Source organism: Aeribacillus composti (assembly GCF_031760945.1).
In the GTDB taxonomy this organism is placed as follows: domain Bacteria; phylum Bacillota; class Bacilli; order Bacillales; family Aeribacillaceae; genus Aeribacillus; species Aeribacillus composti.
This window is the reverse complement of record NZ_CP134501.1, coordinates 1,657,327-1,674,030: the sequence shown is the minus strand read 5'-3', so window position 1 is coordinate 1,674,030 and position 16,704 is coordinate 1,657,327. Positions and strand designations below refer to the sequence as shown.

Here is a 16,704-nt window from a genome sequence, read left to right as displayed (position 1 = left end):
AACAACGTTTATGAGCGTTCCATCAAGAGCGGGGCCCCATGAGATCATCCGCTTTTTGATCAGAGGGATGAGCTTTGTTTTTGCGGCTTCTCCCGGCAAAAAACATTTCCACAAACCATTTTGCACGTTCTGTTAGCATCCAGAAAATAAAGACTCTTCCATAAATTTTATGAGGAACTGGGTCATCCAGTTCCTTTCAGCTTTGCTTCCGACTTACATATTCTTTTACCATTTCTTCCGTTACGTATTTTCGCTGCGGAACGATTCCGGTGGTTCTGGCCAGCTCATTCATTTCTTTTGTAATTTCGTTAATCGTTTGCACGGAAAAATGAAGCCCCTTTTCGCAAAGCATTACAGCTTCATCGATTGCCTGCTCCCGTTTTTCTTCTAGATGCAAAAACCTTTTCACGATCTCGTGCTGGCGGTTTGAATGCTTTGTTATCTCTTTATGTACTTCTGCCATCTTTTTTCCCCCTAATTTTTAAGTTCGAGCACTTTCAAAGGAAGAGAGGAGCTTCTGCCCCTCTTTATGAAAGCGATGTTAATTCATTGAATTTTTCTTTCATCCATTGTACATCATTTGGTGCTGTCAACGTTTTTAATCTAGCTTGAATAAATTGTTCCCCTTCATGAATCATTTTTTCCTTCAGCTGTTCGATTTCCTTTTTCAATAATGCTTCGTAATGGCGAGCCAGATGCTCTTCAAAAGCTCTCACCGACATGTCAATCGTATCTTTCAAATTCTGTTCTAGAATATCAAACAGCTTTTGCTTTTCGTTCTGCTCGAAAAATGATTTCGTATTTCGGAACACTTTATGTGCTTTTGAAACATCAAATTGAATGTAAGGGAAAACGGAAACTTGGATCCGGATTTCTTCCCATTGAACCTCTTCTATATTTGAAAACGGAACTGCTTCACATTGTTTAGCAACCATGTCGGAAAGGTTCTGATTGATTTTTTGCAATATTCCGTTTAAATAATTTTCAATACGAAGTGTTGTAGCGTTCATTTCCTGCTGGAGCTGAATATTCAGTCCTTCTATCATTTCGTTAAAACAATCCATTAAAATGGCTGCTTCTCCCTTTGTGTTGTTTGTAAATTTGCCAGGATGATACGCCTCTTTAAACAGCTCTGGAAGTTTATGAAGAAGCCGCTGTTTTACGTAATAGTTCAATTCTTCCGTTTCCTGTTGGAATGTTATAACGTATTCATCAACTGATTGCGTACGAATTAATTCCTGCATGCGATTGAGCTGATCCTTCAATTCGCGAATTTTCTGATCGCGTTCGCTTTCATCAAGCTCCAAAAGCTTGATCATATCTGAAAGTTCTGAGACCGCCTGTTGAAATTCATGTTCAGCCGCTTGAATTAAAACGGTCATCAATTCATGATGGATAAAATGTTCAAACGACTTGAGAAAATGCGGAAACTCGTCTCGAACCTTTGAAATCTTTTTCTTTTCCAATGCCTGTAAGCTTGAAACTTGAAAAAGCTTCGGCTCTCGGATTGAATGGGACAATAACATTTGCTCGACATAATTTCGAACATCTTCTGCATCTTGATCATGTTCCGCCAAATCAATTGCATTGATGATAAAAAACATTTTATCTAACGTAAAGGCGTCCTTTACAAGACCAAGCTGATCCAAAAACTGCTGATCTCCTTTTGAAAATGGATGGTTGTAGTAAGTTAAAAAGATAATGGCATCCGCATGTTTTATATATTGGAAAGCAAGTTCTGTATGCCGGCCGTGAAATGAACTCGCACCTGGAGTATCAACAAGAGTAATCCCTTTTCTAGTCAGATCACAATCATAATAAATCGTTACATCCTGAATCATACATGACCGTTCTTCTTTTGCAACAAATGACTCAAGCTCATCTGCCTTGATCCATTTCACTTTTTGATCTTCTTTTTCATAAAATGAGATTCCTTCTAAAAAGGTGTTCAGCCTTCGTTGAACCATTTCATCTTCCGTTCGTTTCATTGCTTGAAGCATCACTTCGCGCAAACCGGAAAATCGCTCCGCCTTAAGAGAAAGCGGTGCTAGCAATTCATTAATTTCTTCTAAAATTTGCTGCTCATTTTTAAAGACTACTTCCACATCCCCGTGTTTTTTGCCATCTTTAACACCGGTTAATTTATTGATAACAGCGGTTGTTGGAGTTGGCGAGGAAGGGAAAATTTTTTCACCAATCAAGGCATTTAAAAAGCTCGATTTTCCTGCACTAAACGCGCCAAAAATTGCAATTTGAAAGGAGCGGTTCTCAATTTGAGAAAGTTTTTCTTTTAAGCGGTTGGCTGAATGCTCCAGCCCAGTCTCATTTAAAATTTCAATCCCTTTTTGCAGCTTATTTATCATTTGATCTTTCTTCGCCGCTTCATGTTTTCGTTCGGTTTCTTTTTTCTCTATTTTTTTATCTTTTCTTTGCTTTTCATTCGAAATAAGGAATTGAAGAGAATTCCATTCCATGATTTGTTTTTGCAGATGTTCGGCTTTCCATCGCTCGATATCGATATTGTCAACAGTTCCTTGACCATTTAATATGTCGGAAAGCTGTTTAAACTCATTCATAAATTGTTCTTTCTCATCAATCGCTTTAGACATTTGCATCAGTTTGACTGTAAGCTGTTCCCGCTCCTGCTTCATCCGTTCTCTTTCTGTTTGATTCATCTTGTGTAACGCTTTGATCATGTGATCGCGCAAGCTTTGAGCTTCTCGTTTGCACAATTGCTGTACAGCATTTGAAACATCTTTCCCATACTGGAGCACATATTGACCGTTTAATTCAGCCCCTGGTTTGATCACGTCAAGCAGCATATTTTCATCAAATTCGATCGAAAAGCTTAGTATTTGCTGTAAAAGAGAAGGTTGGTCGATATGATGCTTTTCGTAATATTTTTTCGCCATATTGATGATGTGCCATACAATTTGCGATTCCACATTTTTGGCCAGCTCTTCATAAAATTGAATAAGTGCATTTCGTTTTGCCTCTTCTGTTTTCTTTTTTGAGAAAAACAAACCAACTTTAAAATCTTTTTTCTGGGTTTCAATTAATTTTGCCGCTTTTTCCCTTGTATCATAAGGCATAAGATTGGCGTTTCTCAACAAACCATCAAGTTCTTGATCAAATGCTGCTTCAAACTGTTTAATGTCTTCATCTATCAGTTTGAGCTTCTGTTCTATTTCCGACAATTTTTGCTGGCTGTTTTGAAGCAGCTGATCAAGCTGATTCCATTCATCCAATGAGAGATGAAGGCTCTCCGCTTTCTCTTTAGACAAATCCTCCTTCATTTGTTGAAGCAAAATTTTTGCCTGCTCCAATACATTTTTTCGCACTAAATGCTTTTTATTATCGACTAGCCCATTTAACCGCTCCTCTAACTGCTTAAATTCGTTTAAAGGATGCTCAGGCGATTTCGTTGTCGTATAATAAATATTTTCCTTTTCAATTCCGATAGCTGTCAGCGAGGCTTCAATGTTTGTTTTAAACGTTGAAAAAGGTATTTCATCTTCTTGATGCTTATCAATTTGGTTGATGATGACGATGATCGGTTTATTCATCCCCCTCAGCTTTGACAAGAAAGAAAAATTCAGCTCCGACTGAACGTGATGATAATCCGTCACATATACGATGTAATCCGCTAAATGGAGCGCCGATTCTGTTCTTTTGCGATGATCGTCATCCGTCGAATCAATTCCCGGCGAATCTGTTAAAATCAGATGTTCACGAATCGTAAAATAAGGCCGTTGAATAAATACTTTTTCAATTTCATTTTCTTGTTTGCACAGCTTGCTGATCAGCTCATTATCCAAATCGTCTTTCGATTCATACATTTTGCCATTAAACAGATGCACACGGGTCAAACGTTCGCCTTTCGCCAGCATGACGATATTGGAGCTGGTCGGAAGCGGACTCGAAGGCAAAATGGTTCCGTTTGCAAGCTTGTTTAACAGCGATGATTTTCCTGCCGAAAAATGGCCCATAAATGCAATTTGGATTTGATCCTGCATTTCTTTTTCAATTAATTCTTTCCATTTTTGTTTATAGGAAGCTTTGACTTCTTTAGGAAGCTTTTCAAATATTTGAATCAAGCTGCTGATTCGTTCTTGCTCAACTACATTTCCCATACCTCAGGCTCCTTTTCGTCAATTCCTCATGTTGATTTTACCATATTGCCCGTAAATGAAGGCAAAAAAATTATTTTCAGGAGCCTGGACAAGAAAAAACCCGCTTCGCTTCCTCCCAAGCGACTGTTAAAAAGCTCAGTTTTCCCATAAAAAAGAGATTGACTGTTTTTTGCCAATCTCCGCTATGTAATATATGAAAAATTTATTTATGAATTTGAATCGACTCGCTTCAAAACATATCCGATTAAAATGCTATAAATCAAAACCGTACTCCCGACAAAAAGCATGGTCATGTCGTCACAGCCTTTCTTGAGAATGATTTTCATCATTAATTAAAGAATAACATGAGTGAAAATCATTTTCAATAGTTTTTTCGAAACGAAGTTTTAAATTTTAAAATTTTACATAAAAAACCAGCCAAAAATGGCTGGCACAAAATTTATTATTTAGTGATTTCGATTAACAAATCACCTGTTTGAATAGCTTCTCCGCTCTTCACATAAATATCTTTAATAACACCTGCAAATGGAGCTTGAACAGTCGTTTCCATTTTCATTGATTCAGTGATCATTAAATGATCGCCTTTATTTACTTTTTCGCCTTTTTCTACCAAGACTTTAATTACTGTTCCAGGCATAGACGCTCCAATATGTTCAGGGTTTTGCGGATCTGCTTTGACTCTTTGCTGAACAGTTGATTTGATGCTCTCGTCTTTAATAACAACCTCACGCGGCTGGCCGTTTAATTCAAAGTACACGATCCGCGTTCCATCAGGCTGCGGTTGGCCAATGGAAACTAGCTTCACAATCAGCGTTTTTCCTTTTTCAATTTCCACTTCAATTTCTTCGCCTAAACGCATTCCGTAGAAGAATGTCGGTGTATCTAAAACAGAAATGTTTCCATATTGTTCATATGTTTTCAAATATTCCGTGAACACTTTTGGATACAGTGCATAAGCGATCGTCTCGTAAGGCGTCGGCTCACGATGGAGCAGCTGCTCCAGCTCTTCTTTTAATGCTTGGAAATTAACCGGCTCCAATAGCTCCCCAGGTCTAACTGTAATCGGCTCACGGCCTTTTAAAATCACGCGCTGGAGCTCTTTCGGAAAGCCTCCGTACGGCTGGCCGAGATATCCGGCAAAAAATTCAATGACTGAATCTGGGAAGTCAAGCGATTCTCCACGCTCATATACGTCTTCTTCCGTTAAATTGTTCTGAACCATAAAGAGCGCCATGTCACCAACAACTTTTGATGACGGAGTTACTTTAACAATATCGCCAAACATTTGGTTGACGCGGCTGTACATTTCTTTCACTTCCTCCCAGCGGTCACCCAAACCTACAGCCTTCGCCTGCTGCTGCAAATTGCTGTATTGTCCGCCAGGCATTTCATGTACATAAACTTCTGAATGAGGAGCTTTCATGCCGCTCTCAAAGTCTTGATAATATTTGCGCACTTCTTCCCAATATTGAGACAGCTTTTCCAATGATTGAATGTTAACATTCGGTCTTCTTTCCGAACCTTCAAGCGCATAATATAAAGAATTGGCACTTGGCTGAGAAGTTAAACCGGCCATTGAGCTCAACGCCGTATCTATAATATCGACCCCTGCTTCGATCGCTTTGGCATATGTGTAAATGCCGTTTCCGCTCGTATCATGTGTATGCAAATGAATTGGCAGATCGACCGTTTCTTTTAACACTGAAATAAGCTCATATGCCGCCTGTGGCTTCAACAGTCCTGCCATATCTTTAATGCCTAAAATTTGTGCGCCTGATGCTTCCAATTCTTTTGCCATCTGTTTGTAATAATTCAAATCATATTTTCTTCTTGTTGGATCGAGAATATCCCCTGTATAACAGATGGCTGCTTCGGCAATTTTTCCGGTTTTACGGACGGCATCGATGGCAAGGGTCATCCCTTTTACCCAGTTTAAGCTGTCAAAGATTCTGAACACATCAATGCCTGCTTCCGCTGATCTTTCGACAAATTCTTTAATTACATTATCTGGATAGTTTTTATATCCGACAGCATTCGATGCGCGCAAAAGCATTTGCAGAAGCAAGTTTGGCACATGCTTTCTGACAATTTGAAGTCTTTCCCACGGATCTTCTTTTAAAAAGCGATAGGCAACATCAAACGTTGCTCCTCCCCACATCTCAAGCGAAAACAGGTTTGGAAGCAATCTCGCAGTAGGTTCAGCAATCTTTTTAATGTCATTTGTGCGCACGCGAGTTGCCAGCAATGATTGATGAGCATCTCGGAAAGTCGTATCCGTCAACAGCACTTGTTTTTGTTCTTTTACCCATTTAACAAGACCGTCGACTCCTTCTTTCTCTAAAATTTGTTTCGTTCCTTCTGGAATAGGCTCCGATAATTTTACGTGCGGAATCGGTGGCTCATCAAATACCGGTTTTTTCTTTTTCCCGATGCCTGGAAAACCGTTCACCGTCACATTCCCGATATATGTGAGCATTTTTGTTCCCCGATCTCGTTGTTTCGGGAAAACGAACAGCTCAGGCGACGAATCAATAAAGGACGTATCATATTCTCCAGATAAAAATTTCTCATGTTTAATGACATTTTCCAAAAAAGGAATATTTGTTTTTATTCCGCGAACTCGAAATTCTCTTAAATTTCGAATCATTTTTCTGGCAGCTTGCTCAAACGATAGCGCCCATGTCGATACTTTTACAAGCAATGAATCATAATAAGGTGTAATAACAGCTCCTTGGAAGCTGTTTCCGGTATCCAATCGAACGCCAAAGCCGCCTCCGGAACGATACGCCATAATTTTTCCAGTGTCCGGCATGAAATTGTTCAGCGGATCTTCCGTCGTCACCCTTGCTTGAATAGCATATCCCCATGTTTTAATGTCTTCCTGTCTTGGAATTCCAACTTCCGGGCTGTGAATTGAGTGGCCTTCTGCCACAAGAATTTGTGTTTGAACGATATCTATCCCCGTAATCATTTCAGTTATCGTATGTTCTACTTGAACGCGCGGATTTACTTCGATGAAATAAAAGTCATCGCCGGAAACTAAAAATTCCACCGTACCTGCATTGACATAGTTGACATTTTTCATTAACCGTACAGCCGCTTCGCAAATTTTATCCCTTAATTCCTGCTTTAAAGAAACGCTTGGAGCAACTTCCACGACTTTTTGATGACGACGTTGAACAGAACAGTCCCTCTCATAAAGATGAACAATGTTTCCATCGTGGTCACCAATGATTTGCACTTCAATATGCTTCGGATTTTCGATCAGCTTTTCTACATACACTTCGTCGCTGCCGAATGCTGCTTTTGCTTCCGATTTAGCTCGTTCATAAGAATCCTTTACTCCAGCCTTTGAACGGACTATGCGCATTCCCCGGCCTCCGCCGCCAAGAGCAGCTTTAATGATAAACGGATACCCGTATTCTTCACCAAACTGAATCACTTCATCCAAGCTTTTGACTGGACCGTTGCTGCCTGGAATGACTGGAATTCCGGCCTTTTCCGCCTGATGTCTAGCTTTCACTTTATCGCCAAACATATCTAAGTGCTCTGTTCTAGGGCCGATAAAAATGATTCCGGCTTCTTCGCATTTTCTAGCAAATTCGATATTTTCAGATAAAAAACCGTATCCGGGATGAATAGCATCCACGTCATGAGCTTTTGCAATTTCAATGATACCGTCAATATCTAGATATGCTTCGATCGGTTTTTTTCCTTCGCCAACTAAATAAGCTTCATCTGCTTTATATCGATGATAAGAACCTGAATCTTCCCTGGAATAAATTGCAACGGTTCGGATATTCAATTCATTGCAAGCTCGAAATACCCGAATCGCGATTTCTCCACGGTTTGCTACTAAGATTTTTTCAATTTTTCTGTTCGTCATATAAATCCCCCTTGCAGTGTATATTAGATTTTCAAGAAAATAAAACTAGAGCAGCATATGGCGGAACGATTACATGCTTGCAATTTCTTTTTCTTTTTTATATTGCTCCCGGTAATTGACAAACATTGAAACATTCACTAACAATCCCATCGATATTAAAAGTACTAATAACGATGAGCCTCCATAGCTGACAAACGGCAATGTAACACCAGTGATCGGGATCAGTCCTGTCACTCCTCCCAAGTTGACGGCCGTTTGAATAGCGATCATGCTTGAAACTCCTACAGCAATCAATGTACCAAACGGGTCGGTGCATTTTCTTGCAATATAGAGGCCTTTTAAAACGATAAACGCCAAAAGCGTAAGAACAAATAATACACCGAAAATACCTAGCTCTTCCGCTACAACGGCCATAATAAAATCAGTGTGCGCTTCCGGCAAATATCCGTATTTTTGCACGCTTTCCCCCAGCCCCAGTCCAGTAAGACCTCCGGATCCGATCGCAATATATGAATTGACGAGCTGATAACCTGCTCCGTCTTCATGTTCAAATGGATCCGTATACCCTGTAAAGCGGGAAAGACGTTCTTTACTAAAAATATCATCGGCCTTAAATAAAATGAGCGGACTTAGCAGCAATAAGAAAAATAAAGCAAGCAATACTAACTTTAACATGTTTTTGATGCCCATACCTGAACATAAAATAATAGACAAGGCAATCATTCCAATAATGAATGATGTCCCAATGTCAGGCTGAAGCATAACAAAAACGCAAATCAATACGGTAAAGATTACCGGAGGCAATGCTCCCTTTCCGAAGTGCCATATGTACGATTGCTTTTTTTCGTATACAGCTGATAAATAAATAATGGCGGAAAGCTTGACAAATTCTCCCGGCTGAATGGCTCTTCCGGCAACTTTAAACCAGCTTTGCGCACCGCCGGCAACATGTCCAAAAATAAATAACAGCCCGAGAATAGCAATCGATCCAAAAAACAAAATTCTTATAAATTTTCCGTTCAGCAGAGCGCGGTACGGAAAAAACATCATAACTAGAAAAGCTATCGTTGCAAGCAGGAGCGAGGACAATTGCTTGCGAAAAAAATAATCGCTTTCCGTATAATACCTCGTGACTGCCATGATCATACTTGAACTGTACACCATGACCAAGCCGAAACCGCATAATAAGAAAACTGCTAAAATAAGCGAATAATCATATGATTTTAAAATTCGTTTCAACATGTTCATCTTCCTTACGACTTGCTGCTCTTCTTGTTGCAAAATAAATACACAGTCATTGTTTTCATAAGTGTAAAGAAAATTTATTTTCTATTATACTTTGAACAATTCATTTTCTCAATGGCAAAATAAAAATTACGAAGGAACACCTAGTGGAAGGTCGATATGAGAAATGGAAAAGATAAAATAAAAGCCCAAACCTTTTTTTTACCGGTTTGAGCAAGCTTTTTATTTTCGTACAAATGCCTCGTGCAGAGCTGACAGCTCACGCTCAAGCTCATCAAGCAGAGCTTTTCCCTCGCGTTCTTCAATCAGGCCTAGTCTGACAGCAAAGTCAATTTCCCGAGATAATCCGAACATTTGCGTATCTAAAACCTCTTCATAAAGAGGACATTGAGGCATTGTCAAATTGTCCATTTGTACTTTAATCAATTTCATGATTTTATCTGCATCCGCCTTTAAAAGCGAAAGAGCCTTTTCCCGGTGACTAAGAACCATTTCAAATGATGCCATCTGAATCCCTCCGTTCCCCATTAAGGAATCCCTATTCTATCTATTAATATTAAATGTTATAAAGGAAAATTGCAAGGAAACACGCACCCTCCTTCCCTAATAATTTTAAAGTTGTTCATATATATGTATGAACCTTCCAAAAAAATGCTAGAAGAATTTGTCTGATTGATTTGCCGCTCTGGACTCAGCCGCCTGACTGTCGCCTTTTTGAACTGAAATGGACAACGGAATGTGACAAAATCCATAAAAGCGCTTATACTTTAACGTGGAGGGATGCTCATGAGCGATACTATTCAAATAAAAGGGAATGTAAAATTTCCAATTACTTTGGACCCAGGTGTTTGGATCTTTGATGACCGCCGCATTGATTTAAATACATATTTTGATCAAGGCCGCAAAGAGGAAAACATAGAAGAGGACTATGTGAAAAAAACAGCAAATCAATGGCAACGGGAGATTCAGGAGGGAGCTGTATTTCCGCCTACTTTAAAAACGGAACAAAAATTTGAAAAAGAAAAGGTGCTTACCGGGACTTTCGGCATGCCGCTTAAACCGTTTTTATCAAATGCTGAACCGTTAACGAACGCCAAAACGGTCGTTTTTGAAACCGAAAACGGCGAAGTCGAAATGCCGATTGAAAAAGCAGAAGAATGCATTTTGGCATTTAGCAAGGAAGGAAAACCGCTAAAAGAAGACGGCCCTGTCCACATCATTTACGGAGATGGCTCGAACCGCAATGATCCAATTAAAAAGGTGAGAGCAATAATCGTAAAATAATTTTTTGGGGTGTCTAATAAGTCGTTTTTACGGCTTATTGACGCCCCCATTAATATTTTAGAAACATTGATATATCGGTGTTTATAATTTTTTGTTTTCAATGGCGATTTGACTTTCTGGAAAGTACCTTTTTTTTTCATCTCTCACAATTTGAGTAGAATCGCAAATGTTAGCGCAAAAAATTTTTTTGGATGCTGCAAAGAGCTTAAGATAAATCAGCTGCTGCAAAGCTCACACTTTTATCTCTGACCCCTGAGGCTTTTGAAACTACAACGTCTCACTTTTTCATAACAAATCTGCTGCTATTTGCGCCAATTGGGATCGTTCGCCTTTCAGTAATTTTACATGTCCCGCAATTGCTTGATCTTTAAATTTTTCCACTACATAGGTCAACCCATTGTTATATTCATCTAAATAAGGATGATCAATTTGTCCTGGATCCCCCATCAACACAATTTTGCTTTTTTCGCCAACTCTTGTTAAAATCGTCTTCACTTCATGTTTCGTCAAATTTTGCGCTTCATCGATGATGATAAATTGTTCCGGGATGCTCCTGCCGCGAATATAAGTCAGCGCCTCCACCTCGATCGAATTCATACCTGCTAAAATCGCATCAAGCTCGCCAGCTTTTTTCGTATTAAATAAATATTCTAAATTATCCCATATCGGCTGCATCCAAGGCCTCAGTTTTTCTTCTTTTTCTCCCGGCAAAAAACCGATATCTTTTCCCATTGGAACAATTGGTCTGGCGACAAGAAGCTTTTTATATGATTCCATGTCTTCTGTTTGCATCAGCCCGGCCGCTAAAGCCAAAAGCGTTTTTCCTGTACCTGCTTTGCCGATCAAAGTCACGAGCTGAATATCGTGTCTCATTAATAGTTCGAATGCCATCGTTTGTTGAACATTTCTCGGCTGAATTCCCCAAACATGGTCATGCTGAAAAACAAGCTTTTTCAATCTTTTCCCTGTTTTATCGACAATCCCAATGGCAGATGATTTGCCTCCTAAAGCATCCTTCAGCAAAATAAATTGATTCGGATAAAAAGGATGATTGGTTATTTCCGACAGCAGCAGCTCATTTTTCTCATAAAATCGGTTTAAGTTTTCCATACTTATGTAAAGGTCAAGAAACCCTGTATAGATATGGTCAATTTCTACTACACGATCGCTCAGAAAATCTTCAGTATGAAGTCCAATCGCATCTGCCTTCACTCTCACTAAAGCATCTTTGCTGACTAAAATTACCGATTTTCCATCTTTCTTTGATTGCTCTTCCAATGATAAATTTTTGGCTACTGCCAAAATTCGGTTATCATTTGTTTTTTCCACGAAAATCTCCTGCAGATCATGAAACGAACGATGATTTAATTCAATTCTTAAAGATCCGCCGTTTGGCAGAGGAATTTTTTCGTGCAATTTCCCTTGTTCCCTCAACTGATCAATGATTTTTGAAACTTGGCGCGCATTTCGTCCAACTTCATCCATATATCTTTTTTTGGAATCCACCTCTTCAAGAACAACGGCAGGTATTACAACTTCGTGCTCATCAAAGGAAAAAATGGAATTCGGATCCTGCAACAAAACATTCGTATCCAGCACATATATCTTACCCAATCTTTCTTCCTCCCTCATCCGAAATTATTGGAGGCTTCCTTAGCTAAAATATATGTCTTTATGAATAAAGATAGAAGGTTTATTAAACAATAAATAAAGAAAGATGCTGCCTAAGCCGATGTCTTCTACAATCCAGTCGGGAGTTAACTCCGAAAGATTCAGGCTTCTTTATAAGTTTTGTAACTAGAACCAATGTTATTCGTCAAAGACGGAAGCACGAAATAAGTAATGGATTACTTTACACCTTACTTGTAAGAAAAGGAGTGATAGCATGCGCAGCTTTTTGATGTTTATTTTGCTTGTCGGCTTTATTTTAAACGGTTGTTCCACAAACGAAAATGCACGAGAGGAAAATCGTGGTGAAAACTATTCAAGAACAATTACTGTCAAAGATTCCGTGCGGGAAAATGTTGATCGCAAATCCGGCCAGGAAATCGCCCGCCGCTTGGCAAAAATAGCCGAAAATGTTCCAGATGTAAATGATGCAACTGCAGTTGTTCTTGGAAATTATGCAGTCGTCGGAATTGATGTCGACAAAAAGCTGGATCGTTCAAAAGTTGAATCGATTAAGTATTCCGTTGCAGAATCATTAAAAAACGATCCTTACGGGGCTTATGCTGTAGTTATTGCCGATCCAGACACAAATGAACGAATCCGCCAAATTGGAGAGGAAATTCAAAACGGCCGGCCCATTGGCGGCATTCTAGATGAGCTCGCTCAAATTGTCGGAAGATTGATGCCGGATCTTCCTGGTGACGCGACAGACAATCAACAAAAGCAGCCGATGAATGAAAAAGATCAGCTTCCGAAGTCAAAAAATCAAGAGCTGAATAAAGAACAGCGTGATCAATCAAACCAAAAACAACAATAAAGACATTAAAACGCTTAAGTCCGAAGCTTAAGCGTTTTTCATTGCTTTCAACACCTTTTAGTCAAAATCCGATGATGTTTTATCATATTTAATAAAATAACAACTCATAAAACATTGTTTCACTATCGACCTGCGCGGCTGAAGATCAGTATGTCTATTCATTTTAATAGCTTGACTATCGCCGGATGATTCACGATCCCAAGTCGGAACGGAAATGCAAATGGCTCTGGTTTGGATAAAGAGTATTGACCTGTCTCACAATGTTTTTTGCAATGCTCGAAAGTGGCTCAATAGCTTATTTTTCTGTCTTTTCTTATAGAAATTGTATTGTGTGTAAGTCGTATAAAGCCGCTGCTGGCTTGATTCTTTTGCAAAGTTGCAAAAGAAATTGTGTGAGCGGAAGCAAAACGTGATATACTATGCGAGAGGCGAGTGAGTATAGAGGCGTGTTGTCTGGAAGCAATCCAAACTATCATCGAAGCCTTTTGATGCTGAGACGAACAACGTTGTACAAAGCTTAAAAATTTGATTAGAAAGTGTGAGAAGCAAGATGAAAGTCAAATGTGTTTTATGCGATAAAATCGAAACAATTGATGACGAATCATTGAAGGCAAAACAGCTGAGGAATAGACCGATTCATACATATATGTGCAATACTTGCTATAATCGAATTACGGAAAAAACAAACAAAAGACTATCAACCGGAAAGTTCCGTTTGTACCGCGAAAGAAAAAGGAATGAGCTTTTTTGAGAACAGAAAAATACTCAGAAAAAAGTTAAACAGATGAAGGTGGTGCGCGCTGGCACATACCGACATCTGTTTTGATTTTCTTTAAAGCTATGTGTTGTTTTCATTTTTTTTCGAATAGTAAAGCCGAATTTTATATATGCTTAAAATAAGAACAGCGACTACCAATCCTTCTGCAATCGGCAGAAAAATTGCCAAAAACGTCAGCACCGTACAGCCGAAAGCGAGAAATAAATAGATTATAGCAGACTTTAAAATCGGGAGCTTCTTAGCAAATCCTAGTTTATATACAATAATTGATAAAATCAGAATGGTAATATACAAATACCACATTCCGACATCATGCTGCTCATGAACACGGAAAAGACGCGCAAAAAAAGACAGCCTTTCAATTACTTGTTCTTCTGTCACTACGTCCCTCCCCCTTTCACTCATTAGCTTTGACTTGACAGTTTTTTCTTTTTCGCTGCTTTTTCCCTCTCGTTTTTATCCAAGATTTTCTTTCTTAAACGAATCGATTGAGGCGTGACTTCACAATATTCATCATCATTTAAATATTCAAGTGCTTCTTCCAACGACATGATCCGAGCTTTTTTCATTCCGACCGTTTGTTCTTTCGTCGAAGAACGGATATTTGTTTGTTGTTTTACTTTACATATATTCACAACAAGGTCATTTTCACGATTATGTTCACCGACAATCATCCCAGCGTACACGTCTGTTCCGGGTTCAACGAAAATCGTTCCGCGATCTTCGACCTGTTGAATGCCATAAGAGGTAGCTTTTCCTGTTTCCATTGAAACAAGAACCCCTTGACGCCTTCCGCCAACTTGTCCTTTTTGCATAGGCTGATACGAGTCAAACGAATGGTTTATGATGCCGTATCCTCTTGTTAAAGACATAAATTCGGTCGTGTAGCCGATTAATCCGCGCGATGGCACCATAAAAATCAAGCGGACTTGTCCATTTCCGTTATTGATCATGTCGACCATTTCCCCTTTGCGCGCGCCCAATGATTCCATGACAGGACCTGTGTATTCCTCTGGAACGTCCACCTGCACCCGTTCAACCGGTTCGCAAAGTACTCCATCGATTTCTTTTACAATTACTTCAGGCTTCGAAACTTGCAGCTCATACCCTTCCCTGCGCATGTTTTCAATTAAAATGGATAAATGAAGCTCGCCTCGCCCTGATACTATCCATTTATCCGGGGAATCCGTCGGCTCCACTCTTAGCGAAACATCTGTTTGCAGTTGTTCATGCAGCCTTTCTTCGATTTTTCTCGCCGTCACATATTTTCCTTCTCTGCCTGCGAAAGGGCTGTTGTTAACTAAAAACGTCATTTGCAGCGTCGGTTCATCAATCCGAAGAACAGGTAGCGCCTCTTGATGATCAACCGGACAAACCGTTTCCCCGACATTAATGTCTTCCATTCCAGAAACAGCGACAAGATCACCAGCTTTTTCCTGTTCAATTTCCAATCGTTTTAATCCTTTAAATCCAAACATTTTCGTAACACGGAAATGCTTCACACTTCCGTCAAGCTTCATTAATGCGACTTGTTGTCCGACTTTCATCTCTCCGCGAAAAATGCGGCCGATGCCGATCCGCCCAACATAGTCATTGTAATCCAGCAGCGCCACCTGGAATTGAAGGGGTTCTGAGCTGTTATCAACAGGTGCAGGAATATGTTCGATAATCGCATCAAATAGAGCTTCCATATTTTCATCCTGTTTAGTTGGATCAGTGCTTGCCGTTCCGTTGATGGCCGAAGCATAAATAACCGGAAATTCTAATTGATCATCGTTTGCATCAAGCTCAATAAACAGCTCAAGCACTTCATCGACAACTTCTTCAGGCCGGGCAAACTCTCTGTCAATTTTGTTCACGACGACAATAGGTGTTAAGTTTTGTTCCAACGCTTTTTTCAAAACAAATCTTGTCTGCGGCATGCAGCCTTCATAGGCGTCGACAACTAGCAGCACGCCATCGACCATTTTCATAATTCGTTCTACTTCTCCGCCAAAGTCGGCATGACCAGGCGTATCTAAAATATTAATGGTCGTTCCTTTATATTCAATCGCCGTATTTTTGGCTAAGATGGTGATTCCGCGCTCGCGCTCCAAGTCATTGGAATCTAAAGCACGCTCCGCCACTTGTTCATTTTCCCTGAACGTTCCTGATTGGCGAAGCAATTGGTCAACCAATGTTGTTTTCCCATGGTCTACGTGCGCGATAATAGCAATATTGCGTAAGTCGTTTCTAACTTTCACACTGTCATCTCCTATTTGCTAAACTGAACCTAGGCTATTATACCATAAATACTGTGGAAACGTTGAACGTTTTTCGATAAACTAAAGATGGAAAGAGGCTTAAAGGCTATTAATGGTTTTCGTCTTGGATTGATGAAAGGAGGATGGGAATGGGCAACGGAAAATGGATATTTTGGGTTCTCGCCACCATTGCGGCGCTGCTTATTGTGTCGGTCGGCTTTGCAATAGGGGCTGGCAGCCTGTTGGGAGTAGTTGTTAGCATCATTGGAATTATTATTGTATTTGGACTCGGCTTTACCCAAAAAAAGAAAATGCGAGAGAGAGGATTATTATAAAGAATTTACATCTTGGCATCGACCATTTTATACTTTCAAACGGTTTATGATACATAGATCGTCCCCTCTACTGATAGAGGGGATTTATTACATGGCATTAGTTTCTTTCAAACCTACAAAGACCCATCTTTTGTTTCACAATATGTTCGGTTTTAGCTAAAACTCATTTACAATAGCCTTTTTCAAAAGACCAGCCAGAAATGGAATGGATACAAAGAAGTTCCATTTTATGTAAATTTTTAAACAACCCGATTTTTAGCCCTATTTACAAAACGTTGATTGCTACAACATTTCATTGCTCCACACTTGTTCCAT

12 protein-coding genes are annotated in these 16,704 nt (G+C 39.6%); 4 read left to right on the top strand and 8 right to left on the bottom strand.

Annotated features, from left to right (window positions below; translation table 11 throughout):
* Window positions 1-196: 196 nt before the first annotated feature.
* The 5 genes from RI196_RS08150 to RI196_RS08130 form a co-directional block, all read right to left on the bottom strand.
* Window positions 197-463 (bottom strand): YpbS family protein, encoded by a 267-nt coding sequence (locus tag RI196_RS08150; protein WP_063389664.1) that lies wholly within the window; start codon window positions 461-463, stop codon window positions 197-199.
* Window positions 464-527: 64 nt separating this feature from the next.
* Window positions 528-4,133, bottom strand: coding sequence for a dynamin family protein (locus tag RI196_RS08145; RefSeq protein WP_063389663.1), 3,606 nt, complete (start codon window positions 4,131-4,133; stop codon window positions 528-530).
* 442 nt (window positions 4,134-4,575) lie between these two features.
* On the bottom strand, window positions 4,576-8,019 hold the full coding sequence (pyc, locus tag RI196_RS08140; RefSeq protein ID WP_063389662.1) for a pyruvate carboxylase: 3,444 nt from the start codon (window positions 8,017-8,019) through the stop codon (window positions 4,576-4,578).
* 69 nt (window positions 8,020-8,088) lie between these two features.
* On the bottom strand, window positions 8,089-9,261 hold the full coding sequence (locus RI196_RS08135; RefSeq protein WP_311067232.1) for an FtsW/RodA/SpoVE family cell cycle protein: 1,173 nt from the start codon (window positions 9,259-9,261) through the stop codon (window positions 8,089-8,091).
* A gap of 225 nt (window positions 9,262-9,486) precedes the next feature.
* Window positions 9,487-9,771, bottom strand: coding sequence for an Fpa/YlaN family protein (locus RI196_RS08130; RefSeq protein WP_063389660.1), 285 nt, complete (start codon window positions 9,769-9,771; stop codon window positions 9,487-9,489).
* 279 nt (window positions 9,772-10,050) lie between these two features.
* On the opposite strand from RI196_RS08130, the gene RI196_RS08125 reads away from it, so the two are divergent.
* Window positions 10,051-10,548, top strand: a complete 498-nt coding sequence (locus tag RI196_RS08125) for a molybdopterin-binding protein (RefSeq protein ID WP_311067231.1) — start codon at window positions 10,051-10,053, stop codon at window positions 10,546-10,548.
* 285 nt (window positions 10,549-10,833) lie between these two features.
* On the opposite strand, the gene RI196_RS08120 is transcribed toward RI196_RS08125, so the two are convergent.
* Window positions 10,834-12,180, bottom strand: a complete 1,347-nt coding sequence (locus tag RI196_RS08120) for a PhoH family protein (protein WP_375338794.1) — start codon at window positions 12,178-12,180, stop codon at window positions 10,834-10,836.
* 253 nt (window positions 12,181-12,433) lie between these two features.
* Here RI196_RS08120 and RI196_RS08115 point away from each other — a divergent pair, with 253 nt between their 5' ends.
* Together RI196_RS08115 and RI196_RS08110 are read left to right on the top strand one after the other, a co-directional pair.
* On the top strand, window positions 12,434-13,033 hold the full coding sequence (locus tag RI196_RS08115; RefSeq protein ID WP_063389657.1) for a YhcN/YlaJ family sporulation lipoprotein: 600 nt from the start codon (window positions 12,434-12,436) through the stop codon (window positions 13,031-13,033).
* 550 nt (window positions 13,034-13,583) lie between these two features.
* Window positions 13,584-13,784 carry a YlaI family protein gene (locus tag RI196_RS08110; protein WP_063389656.1) on the top strand — a complete coding sequence of 67 codons (201 nt, stop codon included), beginning with the start codon at window positions 13,584-13,586 and terminating at the stop codon, window positions 13,782-13,784.
* A gap of 87 nt (window positions 13,785-13,871) precedes the next feature.
* On the opposite strand, the gene RI196_RS08105 is transcribed toward RI196_RS08110, so the two are convergent.
* The gene (locus RI196_RS08105) at window positions 13,872-14,192 is read right to left on the bottom strand and encodes a YlaH-like family protein (RefSeq protein WP_242009277.1); all 321 of its coding nucleotides are present in this window, start codon (window positions 14,190-14,192) and stop codon (window positions 13,872-13,874) included.
* Window positions 14,193-14,215: 23 nt separating this feature from the next.
* A complete protein-coding gene (gene typA, locus RI196_RS08100; protein WP_311067230.1) occupies window positions 14,216-16,054 on the bottom strand; it encodes a translational GTPase TypA in 1,839 nt (612 codons plus the stop codon).
* A 149-nt stretch (window positions 16,055-16,203) separates the two neighbouring features.
* Between typA and RI196_RS08095 the strand changes: the two genes are divergently transcribed.
* Window positions 16,204-16,389, top strand: coding sequence for a DUF5325 family protein (locus RI196_RS08095; RefSeq protein WP_063389653.1), 186 nt, complete (start codon window positions 16,204-16,206; stop codon window positions 16,387-16,389).
* Window positions 16,390-16,704 lie beyond the last annotated feature (315 nt).